The organism is Kitasatospora sp. NPDC059599 (assembly GCF_042735125.1).
Classification (GTDB): Bacteria; Actinomycetota; Actinomycetes; order Streptomycetales; family Streptomycetaceae; genus Kitasatospora.
Genome location: NZ_JBHWCL010000002.1, coordinates 15567 through 41542 on the forward strand (window position 1 = coordinate 15567; position 25976 = coordinate 41542).

Genomic DNA, 25976 nt, shown 5'->3' on the forward strand with positions numbered 1-25976 from the left:
CCTCCGGCGGCGCTCCCCGGGCCGCGGCGCCCGCGCGGCCACCGGCAACGCCGTCACCGGCCGCACCGCCAACGACCACGCCGCCGACGGGACCGGCAGGCGACGGGAGCGGCAGCCGACCGCCGACCCGCCTGCCCCGACGGCGGGTTCGCCGTTCTCCGCCGACCGTCGCGGCCCGGCCCGGCCGGTGCACAACCGGTGCGCACGTCACCGTTCCCCCGTCGAGCCGTGCCGGCCGCCCGGCGCGAACGCCGTGGAGGCCCTCACCGCCGGGTGAGGGCCTCCATCGGACGGTTCTCCGGTCGGCGGTTCAGCGGTGCCGGCGGGCGTAACCGGGCGAGACCAGTGCGATCAACACCGCCGCCACGCCGACCTGCAGCGCGTGCCGGATCCAGTCGATGCCGCCGGTGTGACGCACACCCAGGTAGGAGGCCGCGGCGTTGCCGAGCACCGCGCCGGCGGCGCCGACGAGGACGGTCAGCCACAGCGGCACCGGCTGACGGCCCGGCAGGACGAGCTTCGCCAGCAGACCCACCACCAGACCCGCGATCACGGCCCACAGGATCGTCACGACGTTCTCCCCTCGTTCGGTCTTCGGTCCGACTCGGACGCCCACCGTGTGCCCCCACTCCGGGACTTCATGCCCGGCCCCGCGACCGCGCCGTGCGGGCTTCGCCGAACTCGGCGCCGGGTCGCGCGGGCTTCCGCCGAACCCGGGTGTTTGGCCTGCCGGATCGGGGTGAGAAGAGGGCCGGGTGGGCAACGAGCCGCCCGGACGGCGTCCCTCCCCCGCCTGGTTCGCCGTCCGGGCCCGTCCCGCCACTGCTCAGAGCCCGGCCACCGTGTCGACGCTCCACCGGCGGCCGGGCGGAGCCGGGGCTCACGGACGGACCGTCAGTCCGTCCAGGGTGAGGTCCAGGAGGCGTTCGGCCCGCTCCCGCTGGTCGGGTCTGGCCGAGGTGACGGCGATGCCTTCGAGGGCGGCGCCCATGTCGGCGGGGCTGATGTCGGTGCGGATCGCGCCGACGGCCGCGCAGGCGTCCATCAGCTCGGCGAGGGCCCGGCGGATCATGTCCCGGCTGTCGCCGTGCGGGTTGTTGCCCGCCGCGGTGACGGCGCGCAGCACGTCGGCCATCCCGGATTTGGCGGCGACGTAGTCGAGGAAGAGCCGGGTCCAGGCGTGCAGGGCCTCGTAGGGCGGTCTCGCGGCGAGCAGTCCGGGGACGGCCGCGCACAGCTGGGCCACCTCGTTGCGGTAGACCGCCTCGACGAGGGCCTCCCGGGTGGGGAAGTTGCGGTAGAGGGTGGCGCTGCCGACGCCCGCCGCTTTCGCGATGTGCTCCAGGCGGGCGTCGAGGCCTTCCTCGGTGTACACGCGCACCGCGGCCGCGAGGATCTTCTCCCGGTTGCGCTGTGCGTCGGCGCGCAGCGGGCGCTGGGTGCTGCCGTCGGTCACGTGTCGTCCCTTCCTGTCCGGTCTGTCGGCTGTCGGCTGTCGGCTGTCGGCTGTCGGCTGTCGGCTGTCGGCTGTCGGCCGATTTTCCGACCGATGGCGGGTCGATTGCCAAGCGGGGAGTTCCCCACTTACTCTTCGGAGAGGTAAGCGGAGGAGTCCCCACTTACCTGCGTGGCCGCCTGCGGCCATCCACCCAGGGAAAGGAAGTGGCCCGTGTCGGGAATCGAAGGCAAGGTCGTGGCGATCACCGGCGCCAGCAGCGGCATCGGAGCGGCGACGGCCCTCCACCTCGCCGCGCAGGGAGCGCACCTCGTACTCGGCGCCCGCCGCCGGGAGCGGCTGGACGCGGTGGTCACCGAGATCACCGCACGGGGCGGCAGCGCCGTCGGCGCCGTCGTCGACGTGACGCGTCGCGAGGACCTGCGGCGCCTGACGGACACCGCGCTCGACCGGTACGGCCGGCTCGACGTGCTGGTCTCCAACGCCGGCACCATGGCCGTCTCCCCGTTCGACGAACTGCGCCAGGACGACTGGGACGCCATGGTCGCCACCCACATCACCGGCCTGCTGAACGGGATCGCGGCCGCACTGCCCGTCTTCCGGGAGCAACGCTCCGGCCACTTCGTCACCATCGCCTCCACCGCCGCCTACGTCGTCAAGTCCCCGCAGGCCGTCTACGCGGCGACCAAGACGGCCGTGAAGGTCCTGACCGAGGGCCTGCGGCAGGAAGCGGGCCCCGACCTGCGCGTCACCCTCGTCTCACCCGGCTTCACCGACACCGAGGGCGTCGGCAAGGGAGTCGGCCCCGACGTGGCGGCGGCGCTCGCCCGGCAGCGCGAGGAGATCGCCATGCCGCCCTCCGCCGTGGCCGCCGCGATCGGCTACGCCATCGACCAGCCCGAGGGCATCGACGTCAGCGAGATCGTCGTCCGGCCCACGGCACAGGCCTGACACCGCGTCCGGAAGTCCGCCGCACCCCACCCGCCCGGGCCGCCGTCGGCTCCCCATCAGCGCTGGGGGCGCGTGCGGGGGCCGTGGTCGGCCCCGGGTTCCGCTCATCGTCGCGTGACGGTCACCTGGACGGTCTCCTGCCCGGGAGCGGCGACGAGTCGGAGCAGCCGGGCGTCAGGGGCGGACACGACGTCGGCGCCCCGGCTCTCGACCCGGTAGCCGTCGGGGTAGTCGCCCTGCGGCAGGAAGACCTCGGTGCGCGCTCCGGGGGCGAACGGCTGACCGGAATCGGCACGGCGGGCGCCGTACCGGAGGGTGAACGTCCCGGTCGTGCCGTCGTAGTTCCACTGCTGCGGGGTACCGGCGACCGCGCGCGGATACGGCCGGACGACCGCCGGGTCCATCAGGTTCGGGCCGGTCGGCGGCTCCTGGGGGTGACCGGGTGTCTGGTCCTGCGGCCGGGACCAGAACATCCAGGACAGCATGGCGCCGTCGAAGCGGTCGGCGAGGCGGGTCAGCCTCGCCGCGTCCTCGGTCGCACCGAACTCGGTCAGCAGGCCGACGACGCCGTCGGCGGCGGCGCGGTCCGTCCCGTTGGGCACACAGGTGTCGACCGGGCCGAAGCAGTAGTCGTGGAAGCTCATCCCCGCGTTCGGATCGCCGGTGGGGTTCGGCATCCAGTCCGGTGTCCCGAAGTCGTTGGTCAGGGAGGGCTCGTAGAACAGCAGGTGATCGCGGTCGACCCGGCGGACGGCGTTCATGGCCTTCGCCTCGAACGGCGCGAGCACGTCCTTCTCGAAGCGGGGGCACCCGCCCGGGAAGCAGGTCGGGTAGTCCCAACCGGGCCACGGCTCGTTGATCAGGTCGTAGCCCAGGACGTACGGCCGGCCCGCGAAGCGCTGCGCGACGTGCGCCCACATGGCCGCGTAGTGCTCCTGCAGACCGACACCGTCGGACGCGGCGTGATCGTGCCAGAAGTTCGCCCACGTCTGGTTCTGCGCGGGGCTGGTGAAGTAGACCTCCGGAAAGCCCGGATTCGGCTTCACCGGGAGCCCGTCGGCGAACACCGCCCACGCGGGGAACCCGCTCCAACTCGCGCCCACCGATTCGTTGAACGCGTCCTGGTGGGAATCGACGAGACTGTGGATTCCGTACCGGGCCAACAACTGCTGGGTCTGCCCGATCTGCTCGATGTAGGCGTCGTCGTAGACCCCGGGCTGCGGCTCGACGGCATTCCACGCGAAGCCCAGCCGCACCGCGTTGAAGCCGTTCTCCGCCAGGAACCGCGCGTCCTTCTCGCCGAAACCTCCCGCCGCGGGGAAGTACGGCGGCTTCTTGTAGACCATGTTCACGCCGTGCAGGGTGACGACCCGGCCCTGGTCGTCCGTGAGCCACCGGCCCGCGCGCCCCAGGTCGGGCGGCGCGGGCGTCGCCGCGGCCGGCGTGGTCAATCCCATGACCAGCATGGCCAGTCCGAGACACCGCGCTGCCGAGGAAGCGATTGTCATCATACGAACCTTTCGGCGGGAAAGCGCCACCTGCGATTCCACGGCGCCGGCGAGAAGGGCGGGAAGCTGTTGCGGCGAACCGGAAGTCACCCGCGGCGACACCCGCCCCGGTGCGGTCGATCGATCCGAACGAAAGGACCGTCGAGATCACGGAACCGAGATCACGGAACCGACGAGGAAATGCTATCCACCGCGGACCCGATTCGGTCACGACACCCCGCCGAATCCCGAACCGGCCTGCCCCCGGGGCGGAACGGCCGCGCCGGCGCCGGGTCCGCCGTCGAATGTCCGGGGCACCTGCGGGTGCGTGTCCTCCACGGATGCTCGGCCCGTCGCGGGAGCCTCCGAGGGTGTCGCGGTGAAGGCACCTGTCGACGTCACGGGAGGGCACAGGAGGTGGGCCACGGCGGCAAGGCATTTGCTCAGGGTCGCACTGACACCAGGCCCGTCTCGTAGGCGTTGATGACGAGTTGGGCACGGTCGCGGGCGTTGAGCTTGGCGAGCAGACGGGTCATGTGCGTTTTGACGGTGCCCATGCTGATGGTGAGGTGGGTGGCGATCTCGGTGTTGGAGAGGCCTCGCCCGACGAGGGTCAGCACCTCGCGTTCGCGTTCGGTGACGCCATCGAGCGATTGCCGCGCCGAGGTCGGCTCGGCGCGGCTTGTGTGGTGTGCGATCAGGCGGCGGGTGGCACTCGGCGCGATCAGGGCATCGCTGGCGGCGACGACGCGGATCGCACCGAGGATGTCCTCCAGCGCCATGTCCTTGACGAGGAAGCCCGAGGCACCGGCGCACAGTGCGGCGTAGACGTACTCGTCGTCGTCGAAGGTGGTCAGGACGACGACGCGGGCTGTGGTGGGCCCGGCGGTGATCAGCCTGGTGGCTTCGATGCCGTCCATGCCGGGCATACGGATGTCCATCACCACGACGTCGGGCCGGGCGCTCTCGCAGAGCCGGACCGCGTCGGTGCCGTTGCCGGCCTCTCCCACGACCTCGATCTCGGGGTTGGTGGCAGCGGCCATCCGCAGGGCGGCGCGCACCAGTGGTTGGTCGTCGACGAGGACGATGCGGACGGTCATCGGACCCCTGTCGGCAGGGGCAGACGGGCGGTCACCCGGAAGCCTCCCTCGGGCCGGGGCCCGGCGGAGAACTCGCCGTCCAGGAGGCCGACTCGTTCCCGCAGTCCCATCAGGCCGTAACCGGAACCCACCGCGGTGCCGCACCCGCGCCCGCAGTCGAGGACCTCGATGAACAACTCTTCGGGGCGCTGGTCGATGGACACGTTGCACGAGCCTGTGCCGGCGTGTCGGACCACGTTGGTGATCGACTCCTGGACGAGCCGGAAGGCCGACAGGTCGATCTCCGGAGGAATCGGTCGCCGTTCGCCCTGCCACCGCACCTCGACCCGGACACCGGCCGCTGCCGTCGCTGTGGCCAGCCGCTCGACATCCGCCAAGCCCGGTGCCGGACCCAGCGGCACGGGCCCGGACAGGTCATCGGGTTCGGCCTCCCGCAGTGCGCCGAGCATGCGGCGCAGCCCTGCCAGGGTGTCCCGGCCGGCGGCTTCGACGGCGGTCATGGCCTGGCTCGCACTCGGTGGATCGATGTCGATCACCATGCGCGCGGCGCCGGCCTGGAGGGCGATGATGCCGATGTTGTGCGCGACCAGATCGTGCAGCTCGCGCGCGATCCGCAGCCGCTCGGCGGTGGCGGCCTGGGTTGCCGCCTGGGCGCGCGACGTGCGGGCGTGGTCGCGGGCCTGACGTACCGTGTTGCCGATCAGCCAGGCAACCGCGCCGGACAGGGCGTCGGCGAGTTCCGCCGTGGTGCTGACCGGTCCTGCCAGCAGTTGCAGGCTCGGGTAGCCGACCAGTGCGCCGAGCGCCATGGCAGCCGCGGTGAGCGAGGTCCTACGGGGGCGGGAGGCGGCGAGGAAGCCCAGCGCCACAACGGCCGCCAGGAACAACAGAATCGGGATCTGCTTCAGGTTCAGCGCCATGGAGGCGGTGAACGCGCCGACGAGTAGCAGGGCGAAGGCCGGCAGCGGCCTGCGGTGCAGTGCGGCGCTACCGACCAGTGTGACGGCAGTGGCCACTGCCAGAGCCAGCCAGCCCGAGCCCGAGGGGCTGGTCCCTGCCGCGGGGTAGTCGATCGGTCGGGACCGGCCGGGGAACGACGCGTACACGGCCAACACGTACACCATCGCCGCACACCAGGTCAGTGACGTGCAGAGACCCGGTGGCACGCGTCTGAGCAGGGACAGGCTCGGCAAGACGGACATGCGCCCGATCGTAGCCACACGATCTCCGTAAGGGCGTCAGACCAGGGTCGTACGATGTCCGGTTGACCGGAAGTCACAAGAGCGGACACCGGTCTGATGCCGGGACGCGCGCTCCGGGGCACCGTTGGACGCGTGATCGAAGCGAAAGAACTGACGAAGCGCTATGGCAGTACAACGGCTGTCGACGCCCTGACCTTCACCGTGCGGCCGGGGCACGTTACCGGCTTCCTCGGCCCCAACGGAGCGGGCAAGAGCACCACTCTGCGCATGATCCTGGGGCTCGACCGGCCGACGGGTGGCACAGTCACGGTCGGTGGGCTGCGGTTTCGCGACCATCCGCGCGGGCTTCGGCATGTCGGTGCGCTGCTCGATGCCGCAGCCGTCCACGGCGGGCGCAGCGCGTACGCACACCTGTGGGCCCTGGCCCGCAGCAACCGCATCCCGCGCCACCGGGTGGACGAGGTCTTGCGGGAGGTCGGCCTGGCCGACGCGGCGCGCCGGCGGATCGGCGGGTTCTCGCTCGGGATGAAGCAGCGGCTCGGCATCGCCACCGCCTTGCTCGGTGACCCGCCGGTGCTGCTCTTCGACGAGCCGCTCAACGGCCTCGACCCCGAGGGCGTGCTGTGGGTACGCGGCCTGCTCCACCGCCTGGCCGCCGAAGGCCGCACGGTGTTCGTCTCCAGCCACCTGATGAGCGAGATGGAGAGCACCGCCGACCAGCTCATCGTGATCGGCCGGGGTGAACTGATCGCGGCCGAAAGCCTGACCGAGTTCGCCGCGCGCAGCGCTGGGGCAAGCGTGGCCGTGCGGACGCGCGAGCCCGAAGCACTGGCAGCACTGCTCACCACCCACGGCGCGATCGTGCGCCCGGACGGGGAGGGGACGCTCAAGGTCACCGGCCTGAGCGCAGCCCGGATCGGCGAACTTGCCTTCCAGGCCCGCATCCTGTTGGGCGAGCTGGCCACACAGAACGCCTCCCTGGAGGAGGCGTTCATGGACCTGACCACCGATCACGTCGAATACCGCGCCGGAGACCCGCGATGACAACGACCAAGGCGACCACCCGAGCCGCTGTCCCCGAGCCCCGCCCGCAGTTCCGCGACCTGCTCGCCGCCGAATGGATCAAGCTCTGGTCGCTGCGCTCGATCCGGTGGACCTTCGCCCTCAGCGCGGCAGCCCTCATCCTGTTCAACACCAACGGTGTCCTCGCCGACTACCGCAACTGGCCGGACTACTCGCCACAGTTGCGGGCAAGCTATCCGGCGGCGGGCTATCTGGACGCTTACGTCCCCAGCGCGGCGATGGTCCTCATGCTCGTCAGCGGCAGCATCGGCGCGATCGTCGTCGTCAGCGAGTACGCCAGCGGCCTGGTGCGCACGACCTTCACAGCAGTCCCCGCCCGAGGCTCCTTGACGGCCGCCAAGTCGCTTGCCGTGGCCGCCGCCACCGCCGTCTACGGCGCACTGATCGCCGCGACTTCGTTCGCCGTGGCCCAGGCCGTCCTGTCCGGTCGGCACATCGACCTGTCCATCAGCCACCCGGGCGCGCTGCGCGCTGTACTGGCCTCCGCCCTGCTCGCACCAGTGTGTGCGCTGATCGGCATGAGTATCGGCGCCGTCATCCGGCACACGGCGACCACCATGGTCACGACGGCTGCCTTGCTCCTGCTGGTCCCTGAATTCTTCGACGAGCGGCATCACTGGTCGGCCGCCATCGCGCACGCCATGCCCTACACCGCCTGGCAGCGGCTGTGGCGCCTCGACGAACTCGGCTTCCCACCGGGCATCCACTACCCGGCGACGGCCACCGAGGCATGGATCACCCTCGTTGCCTGGCCCCTGGTTGCGGTGCCCTTCGCCGCGCTCGTCGTACGCCGCCGAGACCTGTGAAAGGGGGCTGCACGACGAGGGTTTCTTCCCGCACGAGGGGTTGCCGTTTGACGGAGATGCGCTCTGCTGCCGGTGTGGGCGAGCGCGGGCGCAGACCCTGCATGCCCACGACGACGGAGTCGGTGCAGCTGTCACAGACCACGGCCGGCCACTCATCCGCACCCGCGGACTCCCCAACCGGGATGTCATCCAAGAGCTCGCGCACGTAGGCGACGTGGGGGGCCTCGACGACAAGGCGAGCACGGGTTTCAGCGATCACGGAGTCGCGACGCTCCGTGGCCGCCCGAGAGACCTGTGCCCGTCCTCACGTCATGGCTGGCGACCCGCTTGGGGATCGGTTCGCGGCGCTGCCACCCGCGCGGCCGAGGGTCGATCCGACCCGTCCCGCGGGAAGCGCCGTTGCGCCCTCCGAAGGGCGCGACGGCGCTTCGCCGTGGTGACGGAAGGGGGTCAGCGGCCGATCTTGTCCAGTTCGGCGAGATCCTCCTCGGAGAGCGGGAGTCCCGCGCCCGCGACGTTCTCGCGCAGGTGCGCCACCGACGAGGTGCCGGGGATCAACAGGATGTTCGGCGACCGCTGCAGCAGCCAGGCCAGGGCGACGGACATCGGCGTCGCCTCCAGCCCGGAGGCCACGGCTGTGAGCGCCTCGGACTGCAGCGGGCTGAAGCCACCGAGCGGGAAGAAGGGCACGTAGGCGATGCCCTGCTCGGCGAGCTCGTCGACCAGCTCGTCGTCGTGGCGGTGAGCGAGGTTGTACATGTTCTGCACGCACACGATGGACGCGATCGCCTGCGCCTCGGCGACCTGTTCCGCCGTCGCGTTGCTCACGCCGAGGTGCCGGATCAGGCCCTGCTGCTGGAGTTCGGCAAGCACCTCGAACGCCTCCGCGAGCGAACCGGTCACGGGGCCTCGGGCGTCGCCGAGCCGGAGGTTGACCACGTCCAGCGTGTCGAGACCGAGGTTCTCCAGGTTCTCCTGGACGGCGCGGCGCAGCTCTTCGGGTCGCCGGGCCGGAGGCCAGCCCCCCTCCTCGTCCCGGGTCGCGCCGACCTTGGTCACGATGTGCAGCGAGTCGCGGTACGGGTGCAGCGCTTCGCGGATCAACTGGTTGGTGATGTGCGGCCCATAGGCGTCGGCGGTGTCGATGTGGGTGATGCCGAGGTCGATTGCCTCGCGCAGGACCGCGAGTGCGCCGTCGCGGTCGACCGGCGGGCCCATGACCCAGGGGCCGGCGAGCTGCATGGCGCCGTAGCCGAATCGGGTGACGATCAGGTCGCCCAGGGTCCAGGTGCCGCCGGGAAGCGAGGCGGAGGACGTACTCATGCTGTGCCTTTCGCGCTGAGCCGGATAGCGGTGCCCAGTGGCACCTTGCATCACTATTGGTGTGTAGCTTCCTGCCGGGAAGAAGGCACTTCGGAGTGCGTAAGGCACCCGCGGGTGAAGGGAATGGTCCATGGCAACGATGACGGCGGCCCAGCAGAGGGCACAGGCCAAGATGGAGTACGACGCCTTCCTGGCCGCCTGCCCCAGTCGCAAGCTGCTCGACCGGCTCTCCGACAAATGGGTCACGCTGATCCTGGCCGCGCTCGGCAGCGACAGCGCGCATCAGCCAGGCACCGACTGCGCCGGCGAGCCCCGGTCGATGCGCTACTCGGAGCTGCTGCGCCTGCTGGCCGGCGTCAGTCAGAAGATGCTTACCCAGACGCTGCGCTCCCTGGAACGCGACGGTTTGATCACCCGCACCGTGACGCCGACCGTGCCGGTCACGGTCACCTACGAGCTGACCGACCTCGGCCTGTCACTGCACGAGATGATGCGCGGCCTCAAGACCTGGGCCGAGATGCACATGGACGATGTCCTCGCCAACCGCGAGACCTACGACACCCGCGTCGCCTGAACCACAAGGGCAGGACGTGGCCGGTGGTCCGCTTCAGGCATGGGATCGGATCAGGGTTGCCGGCGGCGGGAACGGTCGCGTGTGCGGGTCGGTCAGCCATGACGGAAGCCCGGGCACAGATCCCCCCGGTGATCACAGAGCGTCGCAACTCCGTGATCACGGAGACCTGTGCCCGCCTCGCTGCCCGGGTACCCCACCCCCACCTGTCCGTGCAGGCTCTAAGCTGCCCGCCATGGGCCTGAACACGAACGAAGCACCGGCGTCCGGAGCCCTCGTCCTCCTCGACGCCGCGGCGGTGGCCGAACTACCCGGGGGCGCCGAGGACTTCGCGGCGGCCGCGCACCGGATCCTGGCCGAACTGGTGGAGGCGGGCGCGGCACTGGGCTGGCTGGAGCCGCCCTCGGCCGACGAGGTCGCCGTGCTGGTCGAGCAGGTCCTGGACCGGGCCCGGTCCGGCGACGGCGCCCTGCGGGCCGCGTACCTGGACGGACGCCCGGCCGGGTTCGGCTACTGGCTGCGCCACCGACGCCCCACCCACCGCCCCCACGCGGACCTGGAGAAGCTCGCCGTCGCCTCCGCCGCCCAGGGCCACGGCATCGGTCGGGCCCTGAGCACCGCGCTGATCGCGGACGCCAGGGCCGCGGGCATCGAGGTACTCACCCTGGACGCCCGCGGCGACAACGCCGACGCGCTGCACCTGTACTTCTCGCTGGGCTTCACCGAGTACGGGCGGCTGCCGGACTACGTGGCCGTCGGGGAACGCCGCTACGACAAGGTGTTCGCCATGCTGGACCTGCGCCGGGACTGACACCACTCGGGCCCCGGACGTCTTGCGGCCGGCCTACTTGAACGTTTCCAGCGCGGTGTCGGTGTTGTCGAGGGCGGTGACCAGGAGCTCCCGGCCCGCCTTCAGCATCCCGCCCTGGTTGATGACGGTGACGAAGTCGACGGTCGGGTCCGCCTCTTCGAGTGTGCCGATCACGCCCAGCATGATGTGCAGCGCCTCGGCGGCCTGCGCGGCCGCGTCCACGATGGGCCCGGTGTCCGGATCGTTGGCGAGGAGGAAGAGCGGGATACCCACCCGCCGGACCTGCCAGCCCAAGAAGGATATCTGCCTGGCCGAGTCCTCCCAGGTGCCGGCGCCCCTCAGCTGCTCCAACCATGCGGTGAACAGGTCCTCGCCGTCCTCCTCGGCCTCGTCGGCGAGCTTCGCCTGCCCCTGCACCGCGCCCAGCAGGGTGTTGAGCAGACGGAGCCGGTAGATGTCGGGGCTGCCGAACTGTGCGGCCCTTTCGGCGTGCTCGGCCGGTGTGTTGTCGCCCTCGTAGACGCCCAACGCGGCCAGAGCCGCGCCGATCTGTTCCACCGTCACTGGGGTCTCATCGCTCGTCATGTCGGCACGCTACCTGGCCCGGGCCGGGCGTGGGGGGCCAATGTGACGACAATCGGCAGCAGTTCTCGATCCCCTGTCGGATCGGCCACTCAGCTGACATTGCGGCGGAGAAAACGACACGGGACCTGAGAACCTGCACGGGCACGACCCGGAGTACTGATTCGGCACTACTCCGCGCGTAATGACCTCGGCGTACCCCGTCCGTCCTCTGCCGTCGCGAGGGTTGTGAAGATCCTTTGCGCGCTGCACAGTCGTTCCCGCACAGCACGAACGGCACGCACGGCACGCACGATCGGCACGACTCGTACGGCCCGAACTACCCCCGCACACCCCGACGCAGGAGGTTCCGATGAACCGGTCCGTACCCCAGTCCCCGACCAGGCGCCTGGGCGCCCTCACGGCTCCGCTGCTCGCACTCGCCACCCTCGGGCTCGCCGCCCCCGCCCATGCCGCCACTACCCACGCCGCCACCGCGCCGAGCGTCACCGTGGTCTGCGACTCCGGCAACAGCGTCTGGTCCTGTGACGCCTACGCGGCCGGCGGCAGCGGCACCTACAGCTACTCCTGGACCGCGGTCGGCAACGCGGGCTTCTACTCCGGCCTCACCGCCCCGGGCGCCTACGGGCCGTGCCGGACGAACCTGGCGGCCGCGGTGAAGGTGACCGTGACCGACAACGGCACCGGGGCGAGCGTCTCCCGGCAGGAAGGGTTCTTCTGCTACGCCATCGCGCCGTAGCGGTCCGACGGCCGCGACGCCCCGGGGCGGACGACCCCGGGCGGACGACTCGGGCCGGACGGTGCGGGCCCCGACACCGTCCGCCCCGGGCCCGGCGGAACCGGCTACGTCCGCCCCGGGTACGGCCGACCCAGGTACGTCCGCCCCGGGTACGGCCACCCCGAACGCAACAGGGCCGACCTGCAGATAACTGACAAATCTGCAACAACGAAGGCAAGTTGCCCCCGCGGCCGACGGCTTCCTGCCATCATCCCGCTGAGCCCCGGCGGGTGCCCGGGACGCGAGGTGGCGGAGGTGCGGTGGACGCGCGGATCAGGGTCATCGGCGGCGACGAGGTGCGGGAGACGGCGGAGCTGTGGGACTGGCTGCGGCGCGAGCGGGCGCTCGCGGGGCTGGTCCGGGCCGTCCCGACGCCGCCCGCCGACGGGGAGTTGGGCGGGGTCACCCAGGTCCTGGAGGTCGCGCTCGGCGCCGGCGGCGCGGGCGCGGTGGTGGCCAGGGCGCTGGCGGTCTGGCTGCGGACCCGCCGCTCGGACGTGACGGCCGAGGTGACGACACGGCACCGCAGGGTCAGGGTGACCGCCACCCAGGTCAGGTCGGAGGACGTCGTGCCGCTCCTGGCCGAGGTGTTGGGCGAGGACGACGACGAGACCGGGCCACGGCCGTGAGCGAGCCGCCCGGACCGGGCGGGTTCGACGACTCCCGGGCCGTCCTGATCGGCACCGGCAGCTACGAACACCCGGACCTGCTGCCGCTGCCCGCCGCGCGCAACAGCCTGACCGCGGTGCACCGCATGCTCACCGACCCGCAGCTGTGCGGCTGGCCCGAGGAGCGGATCACCGTGATCCCCGACCCGGCCGACCCGCACCGCCCGGCCGCCACCCCGGCCGCCCTGGTGCCGGACCTGCGGCGGCTCGCCAAGGAGACCCGCGGCGTCCTGGTGCTCTACTACGTCGGCCACGGGCTGGTGCTGCCCCGCGGAGAGCTGTGCCTGGCCCTCGGCCGGACCGATCCGGCGCACGCCGACGTGACCGGGCTGGCATTCGGCATCGTCCGTGAGGCGTTCCTGGAGAGCCCGGCGAGGGCCAAGGCCGTCGTCCTGGACTGCTGTTACGCCGGCCGGGCCATCGAGGCGCTGTCCGGCGACGCCGTCCTCGCCGGTGCCACGGCCATCCGGGGCACCTACGTCCTGACGGCCAGCGACGGCCCCGCCCACGTCGTCCCGCTCGCCGAGCAGGCCGACCGGCCGACCTCCTTCACCGGCACCCTGGTCGACCTGGTCCGCGCCGGTCTGCCGGGCGGACCGAAGTGGCTCACCCTCGAAGCGCTCTACCCGGACCTGTGCGCCGAGTCGAGCCGCCGCGGTCTGCCCGCTCCCAACCAGAAGACCACCGACAGCATGGGCAGGTTCGCCTTCACCCGCAACGCCGCCCACCGGCCGCCGCCACCGCGGGCGTCCCCGCTCGCCAAGGCGCTGACCGCCGCCCTCGCGCAGCGCGCGGACGCGGCCGGGGGCGGAGCCGGGGGCCCGGGCGGTGTCACAGCGGAGCGACTCGCCGAGGCCACCGGCCGGTCCACGGACGACGTCACGTCCTACCTCACCGGCCGGGCGATCCCGCCCCGCGCGTTCCTGGACGCCTTCGCCGCCTTCCTGGCACCCCGCGGCCGGCCCCTCACCCCGTCCGGACTGCGCCGGCTCCACGACCTGCGCACCGCCGAACTGCGCGACAGCCCGAACACCGCCGACCAGGTCGTCCACCTGCGCGAAACCGTCGAGCACCTGCGGCAGGCCGTCGCGGACCTGACCCGGCAACGGGACGAGGAACGCCGCGCCCGCAGCGACGACCGGTCGCGGGCGCGCCGCGAGGCGCAGCGGCTCGCCGCACTGCTCGACGCCGAGGAGGAACGCGGCCGCCGCCTCCGGGAGGAGTCCGAGGCGAAGGGCCGCCGGCTGGACGCCGCCGTGGGGTACACCCGCGCGCTGGAGGAGGAACTCACCGGGGTGCGGGAGCAGGCCGAGACCGTCACCCGCGAACTGCACGTCCTGCGCGGGCAGGTCAGCCGCCTGCTGGACCCGGCCGACCCGCCCGCAGCCGACCCGCCCGCGACCGACGCGCCGGCCCGGGTGCCCGCCACCGTCGCGGCGACCGCGGCCGACACCACCGACGCGCCGGCCCCCGCGCGGCATCCCGCGGCCGGGACGGACGCCCCGCCCGGGCGGGCCCGGACGGTGTACACCCGGACCCTCCCGGGCCTCCCGCCGGGGCACCGCGCCCCCGGGTGGGCCCGGGGCCTGCTCGTCCTGGTGGGCGTGGCCGCCGTCGCCCTCGGCTTCGCCCGGTACGCCGGCGCGTACACGACGGCCGGCGCCTACCTCACCGCCCCCGTCTGCGGCACCCCGGCCGCCGTCGCCGGCGCGGACTGCCTCCTGCGGACGACCGGGAGGGTGACGGACAAGCAGACCAAGGACGGCACCGGCGCCGAGTACGACCTGACCATGACCCGTGGCGCTCCGGCCCCCACCGACACCTCCGTGGTCGACCGGGGGTTCTACGACGCCGTGGAGATCGGCATGGCGGTGGACCTCAAGGTCTGGCGGGGCCGGGTGATGGAGATCTCCAAGCCGGGGCAGCACTACGTCGTCGAGTACACCCCTTTCCTCACCTGCACCGAGCTCGCCCTCCTCATCGGGCTGGGCACGGCGCTGACGATCGTCGGGGCGGTCGGCCCGAAGCCGGGGGCGCCGGCCTCGGCGGCCCGCTCCGGAGCCCTGATCGCGAGCTTCGCCTGGATCGTCAGCGGCGAATTCCTCACCGACCTCTGGCCGTTCACCCCGACCCTGGTCGTCTCCGCCGTCGGCTGGGTGCTCCTCACCGCCGTCGGCTCGGCGGCCGCCGCGTCCAGGGAGTACCGGCTGCCCGACTGAACCGGTGCGGAGGCACCGCCGGCGAGGCCTCGCGGACGCGTCATTCCCCTGCCGGGGCCGCTCCGGTTCGGACAACTCGCCCACCCCGCCCGGCACCCGCCGCGGGGCGGAGGTACCGAGGTCGGCCCGCAGGCTCTCGCCCGGCAGCACGAGGCGCGACGTGGTCATCGGGCGGCGTACGGCAGCGGCGGGCGGCCTCGGCCCGTCAGCGGACCTGCTCCAGCGCGGTGTCGAACCTCCACGCCTTGAGCAGGCGGGCCGTCAGGTGCCGCAGTCGCTGCACACGCCGGTCGTCGTCGGGGACGAGGTCCGACGACCGGGCGACGCTTTCCCGCCGGTCCTTGGCCGCGCGCGAGGTCGGAAGCGCCGAGAGGCCGAAGCGCCGGCTGCGCTCACGCAGCGCGTGCGGCTGGATCCCGGCGAGCGGGCTGCCGGCCGGTACGTCACGCAGGGCGTGTTCGGCGAACACCGTCATCAGCTTGCGGCTGCCGGCCCGCCACGCGCCCACCGGCCCACCGGCTGCGGCTGCGGGGCGGCTGCGGGGCGGCTGCAGGGCGGGATCGTTCCGGTGGTCGGCCGAGTTGGAGTCCGTGAGCGGGCCCCGTTCTCCACGGGGTCCGGCAGCGGACGAAGGGGGACGAGGGAGCGATGGGGAGCGGAACGGCGCCGGACAACGCGGCGCAGCGGCGGGTCGAGGAGATCCTGGGCGAGGTCACCGGGTCCGGTGCGGAGCTCGGGGTGCAGGTGGCCGCGTGGCTGGACGGCGAGCTGGTGGTGGACGCCTGGGCGGGCGCGGCCGACGAGGCCGGGGGCCGACCGATGGGGCCGGACACGCTGGTGCCCGCCTGGTCGACGGGGAAGGGGGTGGCGGCGGCCCTGGTGGCGGTGCTGGTGGACCGGGGGGTGCTGGCGTACGGGGAGCCGGTGGCCCGGTACTGGCCGGAGTTCGGCGCGGCCGGCAAGGAGCGGGTCACGCTGGGCCAGGTGCTCTCCCATTCGGCCGGGCTGCCGCAGCTGCCGGCGGACGTGACGCCCGAACGGCTGCTGGACCTTCCGGCGACTGCGGCCTGGCTGGCCGGTCAGGCGCCGCTGTGGGAGCCGGGCAGCGCGGTCGGTTACCACGCCTGGACGTTCGGGGTGCTGGTGGCCGAGATCGTGCGCCGGGCCACCGGCCGGGGCTGTGACGAGTTGCTGCGCGAGGAGCTGGCGGGGCCGCTCGGGATCGCCGACGACCTGTTGTTCCACGCCCCGGAGCGCCTGCAGTCGCGGGTGGCCGTCTGCGACGACGGCGGGTGGGCGGCGCGGCTGGAGGCGATGCCGGCCGGGGCGCCGTTCCTGGTCGCCGCGCCGCGCGCGGTGTTCCCGGTGGCCGGGCTGGCCAACCGTGCCGACTTCCGGCGCACGCCGCTGCCGGCCAACGGTGTGCTGACCGCGCGTGCGCTCTCCCGGCTGTACGCGGCGCTGGCGGGCGGCGGTGAGCCGGCGGGGGTGCGGCTGCTCTCGGCGCCGACCCTGCGGGAGGCGACCACGGGCCGGGTGAGCGGCGTGGACCGGACGCTGGGCATCCCGTGGACGATGGGCTACGGCTTCCTGGTCGGGGACGGCTCCACGCCGGTGCGGCCGGCGGGCGGGTTCGGCCACAGCGGGTCGGGCGGCAGCACGGGGTTCGCCGACCCGGCGCACCGGTTCTCCTTCGCGCTCGTCAAGAACCGGATGACCACGGGCTCCCTGGACGCGCGGCTGGCCCGCGAGGTCCGCACGGCGCTGGGCATCGCGGACGGCTGAGCCGCGACGGCCCCGGGGCGGGGGCGGGTCTGCTCCGCTTCCCTCCCGGGGGCCGGCGTCCGCGGCGCCGCGCGTACCACCGCGGCGTCGCTCGCCCGGGGTTCACCGGCCGACGGGCCCCGGGTGTGCCGGTGGCCGCGCCTGCGCCGTCGCTCCTGCCTGCTCCTGCTCCTGCTCCTGCGCCCGCGCCCGGACCTGCAGTTCCGCGACCAGGAACGCCAGGTCGAGGGACTGGCTCCGGTTGAGCCGGGGGTCGCAGGCGGACTCGTAGCGCAGGGCGAGGTCGGCGTCGCTGATGGCGGTGGCGCCGCCGACGCACTCGGTGACGTCACAGCCGGTCAGCTCGACGTGGAGGCCGCCGGGGTGGGTGCCCAGTGCGCGGTGCACCTCGAAGAAGCCCCTGACCTCGTCCGCGATGTCGTCGAAGGCACGGGTCTTGTAGCCGCTCCCGGAGGAGAAGGTGTTGCCGTGCATCGGGTCGCAGGCCCAGACCACGGGCGCGCCCGAGGCGGTGACCTTCTCCACCAGCGGCGGCAGCAGGTCGCGGACCTTGTCCGCGCCCATCCGGGTGATGAGGGTGAGCCGGCCGGGTTCGTGGTCCGGGTCCAGGCGGTCGACCAGGGCGAGCGCGTCGTCCGGGGTGGCGTCCGGGCCGAGCTTGACCGCGACCGGGTTGCGGATCCGGGCGGCGAACCCGACGTGGGCGCCGTCGGGCCGACGGGTCCGCTCGCCGATCCAGATCATGTGCCCGGAGACGTCGTAGAGGTCGCCGCTGCGCGAGTCGGTCCGGGTCAGCGCGGTCTCGTAGTCCAGCAGCAGGGCCTCGTGGCCGGCGTAGAACTCGGTGGTCCTGAGGACGGCCGGGTCGGTCCCGCAGGCCCGCATGAAGGTCAGCGCGGAGTCGATCCGGTGGGCGAGTTCCCGGTAGCGCTCGCCGGCCGGGGAGCCCGCCACGAAGTCGCGGTTCCAGGCGTGCACCCGGTGCAGGTCGGCGTAGCCGCCGGTGGTGAACGCGCGGATCAGGTTCAGCGTCGCGGCGGAGGCGTGGTACGTCCGTCTGAGCCGGTCCGGATCGGGGGTGCGGGCGCGGGCGGTGAACTCCGGCGCGTTGACGGCGTCGCCGCGGTAGACGGGCAGTTCGACGCCGTCCCGCACCTCGGTGTCGCGGGACCGCGGCTTGGCGTACTGCCCGGCCATCCGGCCGATCTTGACCACCGGAACGGATCCGGCGTAGGTCAGGACGACGGACATCTGCAGCAACGTCTTCAGCTTGTTCTCGATCTGCCCCGCGGAGACGCCGTCGAAGGTCTCGGCGCAGTCGCCGCCCTGGAGCAGGAACGCCTCGCCGCGGGCGACCGCGGCCAGCCGGGCGCGCAGCTGGTCGCACTCGCCGGCGAACACGAGCGGCGGGAAGCCCGCGAGTTCGGCGACGACGTCGTGCAGGGCGGCGCGGTCGGGCCGGTCGGGTTGCTGGGCGGCGGGCAGGTCACGCCAGGAGTGGTGGGTGTTCAGCGTCTTGTCCTTGTCGCTGGGCGGCACGGGGGCGGCACGGGGGGAAGTCGTCCGGGTTCACGGCAAGCAGCAGCCGGGCCGCAGGCCGGTCACGACGTCCTGCCCGTCCGAGGTGACGGTCAGCAGGATCACCGCCCGGCCGGATCCACTCACCCTGCTGGTCCGACCCATCCTGCTGCTCCGGAGGCGTCGCCGTGCGGAGCAGCGCCGCCTGCCGGCGCGCGGCCCGGTCGGGTGCGGCCGGCGTCATCGCCCGGTCCTGCCAGGCGGTGACCGGGCGGATGCCGTGCAACGCGTTCGCCGTCCACACCTCCAGGCCGTCCGGGTCCTGCGGCCGGCGCGCTTCGTGGCGCACCTCGACGCCTCGCCGCGCGGCGAGGCGCCGGAGCAGCAACCGGGTGATGCCGGGCAGGACGGGCAGGACGGGCAGCCAGGGCGGTGGGCATGTCGTCCGGCTACTCCCCGATCGGCGCCACGACCATCTCGGACCGCATCGCCGAGCCGTTCTACAAGGGCGACGCAGTCTTCCCGCACGGCTACGCCTTCGGCGGCCACCCGGTCTCCGCCGCCGTCGCGCCGGCCAACCAACATCTTCGAGCGCGAGGGCATCGACCAGCACGTGCCGGCCGACGAGGGCAGCTTCCTCAAGACGTCGGACAAGCTGCGCGACCTGCCGATCGTCGGCGACGTCCGCGGAAACGGCTACTTCCACGGCGTCGAACTGGTCACCGACAAGGCCGCCAAGACCACTTTCACCGACGAGCAGTGCGAGCGCGTGCTCTACGGCTAGCTGTCCAAGACGCTGTTCGACAACGGGCTCTACTGCCGCGCCGACGACCGCGGCGACCCGGTCGTCCCGTTCGCCCCACCGCCGATCGCCGATCGCCGATCGCCGACCAGTCGACCTTCGACGAGATCGAGCAGATCATGCGCCTCTGCCCCACCGAGGCGTACCGCAGGATCTGACCGGCCTGCCTCCGGCCCCGGCGTCCCCGCGACTGCCCCCGCGGGGACGCCGGTACGGGCCCTGCCTGCGGGAACAGGCAGGGCCCGACTCGTCCCGGGGGAGCGGGTGGCCCGCGGCGCGCCCGGCGCCGGCGGCCCGGGCCCCGGGTCAGGCGGCGCGGAGCAGCGCGCGCAGTTCCGCGGTGTCGAGGATGCCGGCCCGGGAGGGCAGGACCCGGCGGAGCAGGAGGTCGTGGACCTCCGCGTCCGGGTCGGCCACCCCGTCGGACAGGACGTGGAGCCGGTAGTCGCGGTCCGCGGCGTCGACGACGGTGGACAGGACGGCGCCGCCGGTACTGACACCGGCCACGACCAGCGAGGTGATGCCGCGCTCGCGCAGCCGCCGGTCGAGGTCGGTCGTGGACAGGCCGCCGAAGCGCGTCTTGCGCACGACGATGTCGCCGTCCCGGGGGGCCAGGCGCTCGTGGACGGCCGTGGCGGGGTCCTCGTGGTGCAGGGCGCGGTACCGCGCCACCGGACCGAAGGACGTGTTGGCGTCCGGGACGGCCGCCCAGTCGTCCTCGGTGAAGCCGACCCGCACGTGGGCGACGGTGCCGCCGGCGGCGCGTACGGCGGCGACCGCTTCCTCCACGCGGTCGAGCAGAGCCTCGCGGGCGCCGTCCCCGGGCAGGGCCGCGAGGACCGCGGGCTGGCAGTCCAGGACCAGCAGGGCTGTGTGCGCGGGGTCGAGTGCGGGGGTCGTGCTCACGTGGGTGTCCTCCTTGACGGGTGGTGCTCGGTGGGATCGGTGGCCGGTGGGATCGATGCTCGGTGGGATCGGTGCCCGGTGGGCGATACCGGTCCGTCGGAGCGCGGGGCCCGACGTGCGTCACGCGTGGCTGCCGGCCGGTTCCGGCTCCTGCCGCGCCACCTGCTCGCGCCGGGGCAGCAGCAGCGGGGTGGCCAGGATGAGCAGTCCCGCGGCCGCCAGGGCGGTGCGCGGCCCGGTGGCGTCGGCGAGCAGTCCGCCGAGCGCGGTGAGGACGGCGATGGCCGTCTGCTGGCCGATCGACCAGGCCGACAGGGTGCGGGCGACGAGGTGCCCGGGGGTGCGTTCGAGGCGGTAGGTGGCGAGCACCGGGGTGTACAGGCTCATGTTGACGATGATCGCCAGCTCGACGGCGATCACGGTGACGAGGCCGACGACGCCGGGGCGGACGAAGGCCAGGCCGATCAGCCAGACGGCGCGCAGGGTGCCGACGGTCCGGAAGACCCGGTCCCGGCCGTACCGGGCCACGACCCGGCGGGCGAGCCGCGAGCCGACGAGTCCGCCGAGGCAGGGCGCGGCGAAGGCGAGGCCGTACTGCCAAGGCGCGAAGTCGAGTTGGCGGAGCAGGAGCACCGCGAGGACCGGCTCGGTGGCCATGATCAGGCCGGAGACGAGCACGTTGTTGAGGTAGAGGGCCCGCAGGCCGGGGTCTCCCAGGATGTGCCGCCAGCCGTCGAGCAGGGCGCCCGCCCGGAGCCGGTCGTCCCCGGCCGGCCGCGGCGCCTCCTCCCGGCCGCCGATCGCGGCGATGCCGAGCGCGGAGAGCAGGTAGCTGAGCGCGTCGGCCAGCACGGTGGTGACCGGCCCGAACAGACCGATCGCCGCCCCGCCCAGGGGTGGCCCGACCGCGATGGAGCTCCAGTTCGTCGACTCGAAGCGCGCGTTGGCCACCAGCAGGTCCTCCGGCCGGACGAGGGCCTTGAGGTGGGCACCGCTGGCCGCGCCGAACGCGATCTTGGCCGCGGCGACCACGATCGAGACCACGAGCAGTTGGCCGAAGCCGAGCCACCCGAAGGCGTAGGCGACCGGGATCGTCGCCATGGCTGCGAACCGGGTCAGGTCCGTCGCGATCATCACCGGCCGTTTCCGCCGGAACTCCACCCACGGCGCCAGCGGCACGGCGATCAGCGCGCCCATCGCGGGCCCCACCGCGGACAGCACGGACACCTCCGCCGGGCCGGCGTGCAGCACCAGCACGGCGATCATCGGCAGGGCCCCGAACCCCAGCCCCGACCCGTACGCGCTCACCGCGTACGCCGCCCACAGCCAGCCGAACTGCCGGCCCAGCCGCCTCCTGCCCAGCATGTGATTGCTCCCTCGACGTCCCGACCGAACAAAGCGAAGTTGACCGGTGAGAGCTAATCGGGCGACACAATGGCAGGTCAAACAACCATCCCGCCCACCTCACACAACCAGTGGTTGTCCACTAGGGTGGGTCGGCGTGGACCTCGAAGCAGTGCGCACCTTCGCCGCCATCGCGGAAGCCGGCCAGTTCCAGAAGGCCGCCGTCGACCTCACCGTCACCCAGCAGGCCGTCTCCAAACGCGTCGCGACGCTGGAGCGCGACCTCGGCGTCCGGCTGTTCACCCGCACCCCGCGCGGAGCCGAGCTCACCATCGACGGGCAGGCCTTCCTGCCGCACGCGCGCGAACTGCTGCGCGTCGCGGAACGCGCGGTCGCCTCCGTGCGCGCCGGCCACCGCGCGCTGCGCGTCGACGTGATCAACTCACGGGGCGCGGTGTCCGGCCTGATGCGCGACTTCCACCGCGCGCACCCGGACGTCGACCTCGACGTGCTGATGCTGTTCGAGATCGAGACGGCCGTCGCCGCCATCCGGTCCGGCACGGTCGACGCGTCCTTCCGGGCCGTCGCCGCACCCGGCCGGCCCCTGCCCGAGGACATCGTGTCCGTCCGGGTCCTCGACGAACCGCTCCAGCTCCTCACCGGCCCCGCCCACGCACTGGCCGGCGCCAGGTCGGTGACCGTCGCCGACCTCGTCGGCCACCGGATCTGGATGCCCGGCATCGTCCCCGGCACCGAGTGGGGCGCCTACTACGACGACCTCGTCGCCGCGTACGGCCTCACCATCGAGGCGACCGGCCCCAACTTCGGCTCCGACGCGCTCCTCGACACCATCGCCGACACCCCGGCCCTGGCCACCTTCATGAGCGAGCAGACCCGCCTGGTCTGGCCCGCCGGCCACGGCCTGCGCCGCATCCCGGTCACCGACCCGACCCCCGTCTACCCGCACTCCCTCCTGTGGCACCGCGACAACCCCCACCCCGCGCTGGCCACCCTCCGCGCCCACCTCGCCGCGACGGTCACCGGCCACGACGCCCCCGGCACGTGGAGGCCGGACTGGGCGCTCCCGCGCTGACCGCCGGCGGCCCGCCCGCTCAGTCCACGCAGAACTCGTTGCCCTCGACGTCCTGCATCACGATGCACGAGTCGGTGCCGTCGTACAGCACCTCCACGCGCACCGCGCCGAACGCGAGCAGTCGCTCGGCCTCGGCTTCGAGCGTGGCGAGGCGTTCCTCGCCCACGAGCCCGGTGCCGACCCGCACGTCGAGGTGGACCCGGTTCTTGACGGTCTTGCCTTCGGGAACGCGCTGGAAGTACAGGCGCGGTCCCACCCCCGAGGGATCGCTGCACGCGCACCACGACCCCCGCTTCTCCGGCGGCTGGGAGAGGTCGTACTCCTCCCACGTGGCGAACTCCGTCGACGGCGGCGCCATGACGTACCCCAGTACCTCGCACCAGAAGCGGGCGACGCGCACGGGCTCCGCGCAATCGAACGTGACCTGGAACTTCCTGATCGGTGACATGTTCGCACCGTAGAGGGCGCATCTCCTCCGTGTCTCCCGCTTATGTCCCGCCGGCCGTGCGCGGGTCGAGTTCTGACGCACCGTCGGATCCTCGACTCCCCTCCCGGGAAAAGCCGTTGGGCGGAGCAGGCCCGCGGGCGGACAGAGCAGGCGGGACAGACAGCCGGGGGCCGGGTGGCACAGGGGCACGACGACGCGCGACGCGCGGTCGTGATCGGGACGTCCGAGGGCCCGTTCGCGGTGGGCAGCGGCGCGGCGGCACCCGGCGGTCCGACGCGGCCGCGTGAATCGGGGGAATTCCGACGGGCTCCGCCGGCATCCGATGCTTTCCGATCGGTCGATTCGTGGACCCGCCGATTCACGGTTCGGTCGATCAACCGATCCGTCGATCCGTCGATCCGTCAGGAATGCCGGAACGCCGCTTCCGCCGGAATTCCGGAGTGCGCGATACGGCGGCGCCGTGCCCGATTCCCGTTCCCTCCCCCCTCCGCCCCGGTGGTCCACGGGCCGCGGATCGCCGTCGGCGGACCGCCTTCCCCACCGTGGGACCAGCGGTTTCCGGTGAGCAATCAGGTCCCGGATCCGATCATTGTGCGCGAACACAGGCGGGTCGCGTCACGATCCCAGTTGATCTTCTGGGATGCTGTTCCTGTTCGCCGTTCACGACTTCGAGCGGCGGGCGTCCGCAGTACCGGGCAGTCCGCCCGGGAAGCCCACGGAGAGAACGGAACATCATGAAGCCATCCGTGCTTGTCGTGTCCACCGACCCCCAGGGGTCCGCCGTCGTCTGGGCGGAGAGAGTGGGCGACAACCTGCCCTTCGACTTCATGGCGGCACACGACCATGCCGAACAGCTGATCAACCTCAAGAACACCGGCGCGAAGATCCACGTCATCGCCAACCAGAAGGGCGGCGTGGGCAAGACCACCACCACGGTCAACCTCGCGGCCTGCACGTTCGACGTCCTCGGCGAGAAGGACGAGTACGAGCACATCTTCATCGACACCCCGGGCACCCTCGCCGACGAGGAGATCCTGCGCCGGGCCCTGGAAATAGCAGATGACGTCCTGGTCCCGATGATCACCGAGCCGCTGTGCTTCGACCCGACGGCCCGGACCATCCAGAAGGTCATCGAACCGATGGACATCCCCTTCCGGATCGTCATCAACAACTGGGACCCCCGGGACGGCCGCGCCGACCTGGAGGACACCGAGGCGTACATCGCGGCGAAGGGCTGGCCCCGCGCCAAGACCGTCCTGCGCCGCTACAAGATCCACTCGCGGGCGGTCGCCGAAGGCACCGTCGTCACCCAGTACAAGGAGAGCGGCACCGCCTACCGGGCCCGCGAGGACTTCTTCCGCCTGTCCCTCGAACTCGGGTACGGGGGCCGCTGATGGCCGGCCGTCGCGTCTCGTTCGCGTCGATGGCCGCCGACCCGGTCGTCGACGCCCCGGGCGTGGACAGCGCCAACACCGGCGCCACCGCGACCGACACCCCGGCCCGGTGGGTCCCCACCGCCAACTGCCTCCCCAACCCGCGCAACCCCCGCGACGAACTGGGCGACCTCTCCGACCTGGCGAGCATCAAGGACCGCCAGCTCCAGAGCTGCCTCGCCGTCACCCCCGCCGCCTACCTCCGGCTGTGGCCCGAGGACCGGCAGACCCTCGACGCGGGACCGCAGGACGTCATCATCGTCAACGGCAACCGCCGCCGCGCCGCCGCCGCACTGTACGGGCGGGAACAACTGCTCGTCGTCGTCGACGACACGGTCGCGGAGTCCAAGGCGACCCTGCTGCGGGCCGCGCTCGACGAGAACATGGCCCGCAAGGACTTCGACCCCATCGAAGAAGCCAACGCGGTCCTGCTCATCGTGGCGCAGTACCCCACCGCCAAGGAGGCCGCCGAGGCCGAGGGTTGGTCCCAGAGCTGGATCTCGCACCGCAAGAACCTGCTGAAGCTCCACCCGGAACTCCAGCGCCAGGTGCGGGCCAAGGCACGCGGCGACGAGGGCATCTCCATCAACGTCGCCCGCCGGCTCGGATCGGTGAAGGGCATCGATGAGATGTCCCTCGCCGAACAGACCGCGGAACTGGACCACCTGCTCCAGGCCGACGCCGACGCCGTCGCCGCGAAGCGGGCGGCCAGGCTGCAGGCGAAGGCCTCGGCCAAGGACCCGGTCAAGGCCGCTCCCGCCGCTGCCCCGGCCCCTGCCGCCAGCGAGCCGGCTCCAGCTCCGGCTCCGGCTCCGCAGCCGGTGGTCACCCCCGCACCGGCCCCCCAGCCGACCGCGGAGGCGACGCCGTCCGTGACACCCCCGGCGGCGGAGCCGGTGGCGCCTGCGGCGCCCCGTCCGGCACCCGCCCCGCAGGCTCCGCGTGCGAGCGCGGAAGCCGCTGCGAGCACCGACCGATTTTCCGCGGAAAATTCCGAGCCGCTCGCGATGCCGGAACAGCGCGAGAAGCCGGCCGACACCACCTCCCAGGAGGGACTCGACGCCGTCGACTGGCACGACGTCGAGGAACTGGCGGACGCCATCTGCCGCACCCTCTCCGCCGACGAGGCCTACCGCCTCGCCGACGCCCTCGCCAACCGTCTGCTGACCACCAGCAGCTGAGGCATCGACGGTGCCCCGCCCCCCCAGCCGGGGGGGGGGGGCACTTCTGCGTGTCGGGGCTGCGTGTCGGAGCTGCCTGTCCGGGCTGCGCAGCGAGCACCGTGCCGGGCAGCCGGTCGCGGCGCGGGAGGCGGCCGCCGGGGCCCGCGACGAGGAAGGGGTCCACCGGTCCGTCGCCGACCTGGCCGGTGCGCCGAGCAGACCGGCGCGCCGAGTGGACCTCACCACCGGGCTGCCGCCCCGTACCTGATCGCCTCGGCCGGGAGGACCGCAGGCTGCCCCGACTCCCGAACGGCGCAATGCGGTAGGCACGGCAACCCGGTATGTGATGACTTTATGAAGGGCTCACCACCTTCCGTCCGGCAGTGGAGTCGCGCCACCGTGCCACCGCGGGATGCCCGGCATCGGCCCCGCACGCGCGTCGCGCCC

At 72.8% G+C, this 25976-nt stretch carries 23 protein-coding genes and 2 pseudogenes; 13 read left to right on the top strand and 12 right to left on the bottom strand.

From position 1 onward, the window contains the following. Window positions 1-310: 310 nt before the first annotated feature. Window positions 311-571 carry a GlsB/YeaQ/YmgE family stress response membrane protein gene (locus tag ACFV04_RS01110; protein ID WP_380334427.1) on the bottom strand — a complete coding sequence of 87 codons (261 nt, stop codon included), beginning with the start codon at window positions 569-571 and terminating at the stop codon, window positions 311-313. Window positions 572-880: 309 nt separating this feature from the next. Further along, on the bottom strand, window positions 881-1456 hold the full coding sequence (locus ACFV04_RS01115) for a TetR/AcrR family transcriptional regulator (RefSeq protein WP_380334424.1): 576 nt from the start codon (window positions 1454-1456) through the stop codon (window positions 881-883). 213 nt (window positions 1457-1669) lie between these two features. Here ACFV04_RS01115 and ACFV04_RS01120 point away from each other — a divergent pair, with 213 nt between their 5' ends. Then, window positions 1670-2407, top strand: a complete 738-nt coding sequence (locus ACFV04_RS01120; protein WP_380525937.1) for an SDR family oxidoreductase — start codon at window positions 1670-1672, stop codon at window positions 2405-2407. Between the two features lie 104 nt (window positions 2408-2511). On the opposite strand, the gene ACFV04_RS01125 is transcribed toward ACFV04_RS01120, so the two are convergent. The 3 genes from ACFV04_RS01125 to ACFV04_RS01135 all read right to left on the bottom strand — a co-directional run bounded on the left by ACFV04_RS01125 (window position 2512) and on the right by ACFV04_RS01135 (window position 6196). Further along, window positions 2512-3864: a cellulase family glycosylhydrolase gene (locus tag ACFV04_RS01125; protein ID WP_380525939.1), complete on the bottom strand. Its 1353-nt coding sequence runs from the start codon at window positions 3862-3864 to the stop codon at window positions 2512-2514. Window positions 3865-4337: 473 nt separating this feature from the next. After that, complete coding sequence (locus ACFV04_RS01130; protein ID WP_380334415.1) at window positions 4338-4994, bottom strand: response regulator; 657 nt, start codon at window positions 4992-4994, stop codon at window positions 4338-4340. After that, on the bottom strand, window positions 4991-6196 hold the full coding sequence (locus ACFV04_RS01135; RefSeq protein ID WP_380525942.1) for a sensor histidine kinase: 1206 nt from the start codon (window positions 6194-6196) through the stop codon (window positions 4991-4993). The genes ACFV04_RS01130 and ACFV04_RS01135 overlap by 4 nt, the downstream gene beginning before the upstream one ends. Before the next feature lie 132 nt (window positions 6197-6328). Between ACFV04_RS01135 and ACFV04_RS01140 the strand changes: the two genes are divergently transcribed. Next, window positions 6329-7240 (top strand): ABC transporter ATP-binding protein, encoded by a 912-nt coding sequence (locus ACFV04_RS01140; RefSeq protein ID WP_380334410.1) that lies wholly within the window; start codon window positions 6329-6331, stop codon window positions 7238-7240. Further along, the gene (locus ACFV04_RS01145) at window positions 7237-8085 is read left to right on the top strand and encodes an ABC transporter permease (RefSeq protein WP_380334407.1); all 849 of its coding nucleotides are present in this window, start codon (window positions 7237-7239) and stop codon (window positions 8083-8085) included. The genes ACFV04_RS01140 and ACFV04_RS01145 overlap by 4 nt, the downstream gene beginning before the upstream one ends. A 450-nt stretch (window positions 8086-8535) precedes the next feature. Here ACFV04_RS01145 and ACFV04_RS01150 read toward each other — a convergent pair whose 3' ends face one another. Beyond that, a complete protein-coding gene (locus ACFV04_RS01150) occupies window positions 8536-9408 on the bottom strand; it encodes an aldo/keto reductase family oxidoreductase (protein ID WP_380334405.1) in 873 nt (290 codons plus the stop codon). Between the two features lie 130 nt (window positions 9409-9538). Here ACFV04_RS01150 and ACFV04_RS01155 point away from each other — a divergent pair, with 130 nt between their 5' ends. Both ACFV04_RS01155 and ACFV04_RS01160 read left to right on the top strand, forming a co-directional pair. Next, window positions 9539-9982, top strand: coding sequence for a winged helix-turn-helix transcriptional regulator (locus ACFV04_RS01155; protein ID WP_380334402.1), 444 nt, complete (start codon window positions 9539-9541; stop codon window positions 9980-9982). Between the two features lie 232 nt (window positions 9983-10214). Continuing rightward, window positions 10215-10790, top strand: a complete 576-nt coding sequence (locus ACFV04_RS01160; protein WP_380334399.1) for a GNAT family N-acetyltransferase — start codon at window positions 10215-10217, stop codon at window positions 10788-10790. Window positions 10791-10823: 33 nt separating this feature from the next. Here the strand turns inward: ACFV04_RS01160 and ACFV04_RS01165 are convergent, their stop codons facing one another. Further along, window positions 10824-11375: a DUF6245 family protein gene (locus ACFV04_RS01165; RefSeq protein WP_380525946.1), complete on the bottom strand. Its 552-nt coding sequence runs from the start codon at window positions 11373-11375 to the stop codon at window positions 10824-10826. Between the two features lie 349 nt (window positions 11376-11724). On the opposite strand from ACFV04_RS01165, the gene ACFV04_RS01170 reads away from it, so the two are divergent. From ACFV04_RS01170 to ACFV04_RS01180, 3 genes are all read left to right on the top strand, one after another. Beyond that, window positions 11725-12111, top strand: a complete 387-nt coding sequence (locus ACFV04_RS01170) for a hypothetical protein (protein WP_380334393.1) — start codon at window positions 11725-11727, stop codon at window positions 12109-12111. Window positions 12112-12410: 299 nt separating this feature from the next. Continuing rightward, on the top strand, window positions 12411-12779 hold the full coding sequence (locus ACFV04_RS01175; protein WP_380334390.1) for a hypothetical protein: 369 nt from the start codon (window positions 12411-12413) through the stop codon (window positions 12777-12779). After that, window positions 12776-15037, top strand: a complete 2262-nt coding sequence (locus ACFV04_RS01180; protein ID WP_380525949.1) for a helix-turn-helix domain-containing protein — start codon at window positions 12776-12778, stop codon at window positions 15035-15037. Before ACFV04_RS01175 ends, ACFV04_RS01180 begins: the two co-directional genes overlap by 4 nt. A 205-nt stretch (window positions 15038-15242) precedes the next feature. On the opposite strand, the gene ACFV04_RS01185 is transcribed toward ACFV04_RS01180, so the two are convergent. Continuing rightward, a complete protein-coding gene (locus tag ACFV04_RS01185) occupies window positions 15243-15545 on the bottom strand; it encodes a hypothetical protein (RefSeq protein ID WP_380525951.1) in 303 nt (100 codons plus the stop codon). A 140-nt stretch (window positions 15546-15685) separates the two neighbouring features. On the opposite strand from ACFV04_RS01185, the gene ACFV04_RS01190 reads away from it, so the two are divergent. Next, on the top strand, window positions 15686-16822 hold the full coding sequence (locus tag ACFV04_RS01190) for a serine hydrolase domain-containing protein (protein ID WP_380525953.1): 1137 nt from the start codon (window positions 15686-15688) through the stop codon (window positions 16820-16822). A 198-nt stretch (window positions 16823-17020) separates the two neighbouring features. Here the strand turns inward: ACFV04_RS01190 and ACFV04_RS01195 are convergent. After that, a pseudogene (locus ACFV04_RS01195) lies at window positions 17021-18361 on the bottom strand (class II 3-deoxy-7-phosphoheptulonate synthase); the annotation flags it as partial. 408 nt (window positions 18362-18769) lie between these two features. On the opposite strand from ACFV04_RS01195, the pseudogene ACFV04_RS01200 reads away from it, so the two are divergent. Next, window positions 18770-19300 (top strand): annotated as a pseudogene (locus ACFV04_RS01200) (aminotransferase class III-fold pyridoxal phosphate-dependent enzyme); the annotation flags it as partial. A gap of 148 nt (window positions 19301-19448) precedes the next feature. Here ACFV04_RS01200 and ACFV04_RS01205 read toward each other — a convergent pair. Together ACFV04_RS01205 and ACFV04_RS01210 are read right to left on the bottom strand one after the other, a co-directional pair. After that, on the bottom strand, window positions 19449-20048 hold the full coding sequence (locus ACFV04_RS01205) for a cysteine hydrolase (RefSeq protein WP_380525955.1): 600 nt from the start codon (window positions 20046-20048) through the stop codon (window positions 19449-19451). A gap of 120 nt (window positions 20049-20168) precedes the next feature. Further along, complete coding sequence (locus ACFV04_RS01210; protein ID WP_380334375.1) at window positions 20169-21413, bottom strand: MFS transporter; 1245 nt, start codon at window positions 21411-21413, stop codon at window positions 20169-20171. 136 nt (window positions 21414-21549) lie between these two features. On the opposite strand from ACFV04_RS01210, the gene ACFV04_RS01215 reads away from it, so the two are divergent. After that, window positions 21550-22485, top strand: coding sequence for a LysR family transcriptional regulator (locus tag ACFV04_RS01215; protein ID WP_380334373.1), 936 nt, complete (start codon window positions 21550-21552; stop codon window positions 22483-22485). Between the two features lie 19 nt (window positions 22486-22504). Here the strand turns inward: ACFV04_RS01215 and ACFV04_RS01220 are convergent, their stop codons facing one another. Further along, window positions 22505-22933: a VOC family protein gene (locus ACFV04_RS01220; RefSeq protein WP_380525957.1), complete on the bottom strand. Its 429-nt coding sequence runs from the start codon at window positions 22931-22933 to the stop codon at window positions 22505-22507. A gap of 755 nt (window positions 22934-23688) precedes the next feature. On the opposite strand from ACFV04_RS01220, the gene ACFV04_RS01225 reads away from it, so the two are divergent. Both ACFV04_RS01225 and ACFV04_RS01230 read left to right on the top strand, forming a co-directional pair. Continuing rightward, window positions 23689-24327: a ParA family protein gene (locus ACFV04_RS01225; protein ID WP_360256319.1), complete on the top strand. Its 639-nt coding sequence runs from the start codon at window positions 23689-23691 to the stop codon at window positions 24325-24327. Further along, window positions 24327-25547, top strand: a complete 1221-nt coding sequence (locus ACFV04_RS01230; RefSeq protein WP_380525959.1) for a ParB/RepB/Spo0J family partition protein — start codon at window positions 24327-24329, stop codon at window positions 25545-25547. Before ACFV04_RS01225 ends, ACFV04_RS01230 begins: the two co-directional genes overlap by 1 nt. Window positions 25548-25976 lie beyond the last annotated feature (429 nt).

Bases quoted from the DNA above. Each gene is read 5' to 3' on its own strand.
- ACFV04_RS01150 (WP_380334405.1), bottom strand. From the start codon at position 9,408: ATGAGTACGTCCTCCGCCTCGCTTCCCGGCGGCACCTGGACCCTGGGC.
- ACFV04_RS01230 (WP_380525959.1), top strand. From the start codon at position 24,327: ATGGCCGGCCGTCGCGTCTCGTTCGCGTCGATGGCCGCCGACCCGGTC.
- ACFV04_RS01130 (WP_380334415.1), bottom strand. From the start codon at position 4,994: ATGACCGTCCGCATCGTCCTCGTCGACGACCAACCACTGGTGCGCGCC.
- ACFV04_RS01220 (WP_380525957.1), bottom strand. From the start codon at position 22,933: ATGTCACCGATCAGGAAGTTCCAGGTCACGTTCGATTGCGCGGAGCCC.
- ACFV04_RS01155 (WP_380334402.1), top strand. From the start codon at position 9,539: ATGGCAACGATGACGGCGGCCCAGCAGAGGGCACAGGCCAAGATGGAG.
- ACFV04_RS01125 (WP_380525939.1), bottom strand. From the start codon at position 3,864: ATGGGATTGACCACGCCGGCCGCGGCGACGCCCGCGCCGCCCGACCTG.
- ACFV04_RS01135 (WP_380525942.1), bottom strand. From the start codon at position 6,196: ATGTCCGTCTTGCCGAGCCTGTCCCTGCTCAGACGCGTGCCACCGGGT.
- ACFV04_RS01210 (WP_380334375.1), bottom strand. From the start codon at position 21,413: ATGCTGGGCAGGAGGCGGCTGGGCCGGCAGTTCGGCTGGCTGTGGGCG.
- ACFV04_RS01165 (WP_380525946.1), bottom strand. From the start codon at position 11,375: ATGACGAGCGATGAGACCCCAGTGACGGTGGAACAGATCGGCGCGGCT.
- ACFV04_RS01145 (WP_380334407.1), top strand. From the start codon at position 7,237: ATGACAACGACCAAGGCGACCACCCGAGCCGCTGTCCCCGAGCCCCGC.
- ACFV04_RS01190 (WP_380525953.1), top strand. From the start codon at position 15,686: ATGGGGAGCGGAACGGCGCCGGACAACGCGGCGCAGCGGCGGGTCGAG.
- ACFV04_RS01160 (WP_380334399.1), top strand. From the start codon at position 10,215: ATGGGCCTGAACACGAACGAAGCACCGGCGTCCGGAGCCCTCGTCCTC.
- ACFV04_RS01170 (WP_380334393.1), top strand. From the start codon at position 11,725: ATGAACCGGTCCGTACCCCAGTCCCCGACCAGGCGCCTGGGCGCCCTC.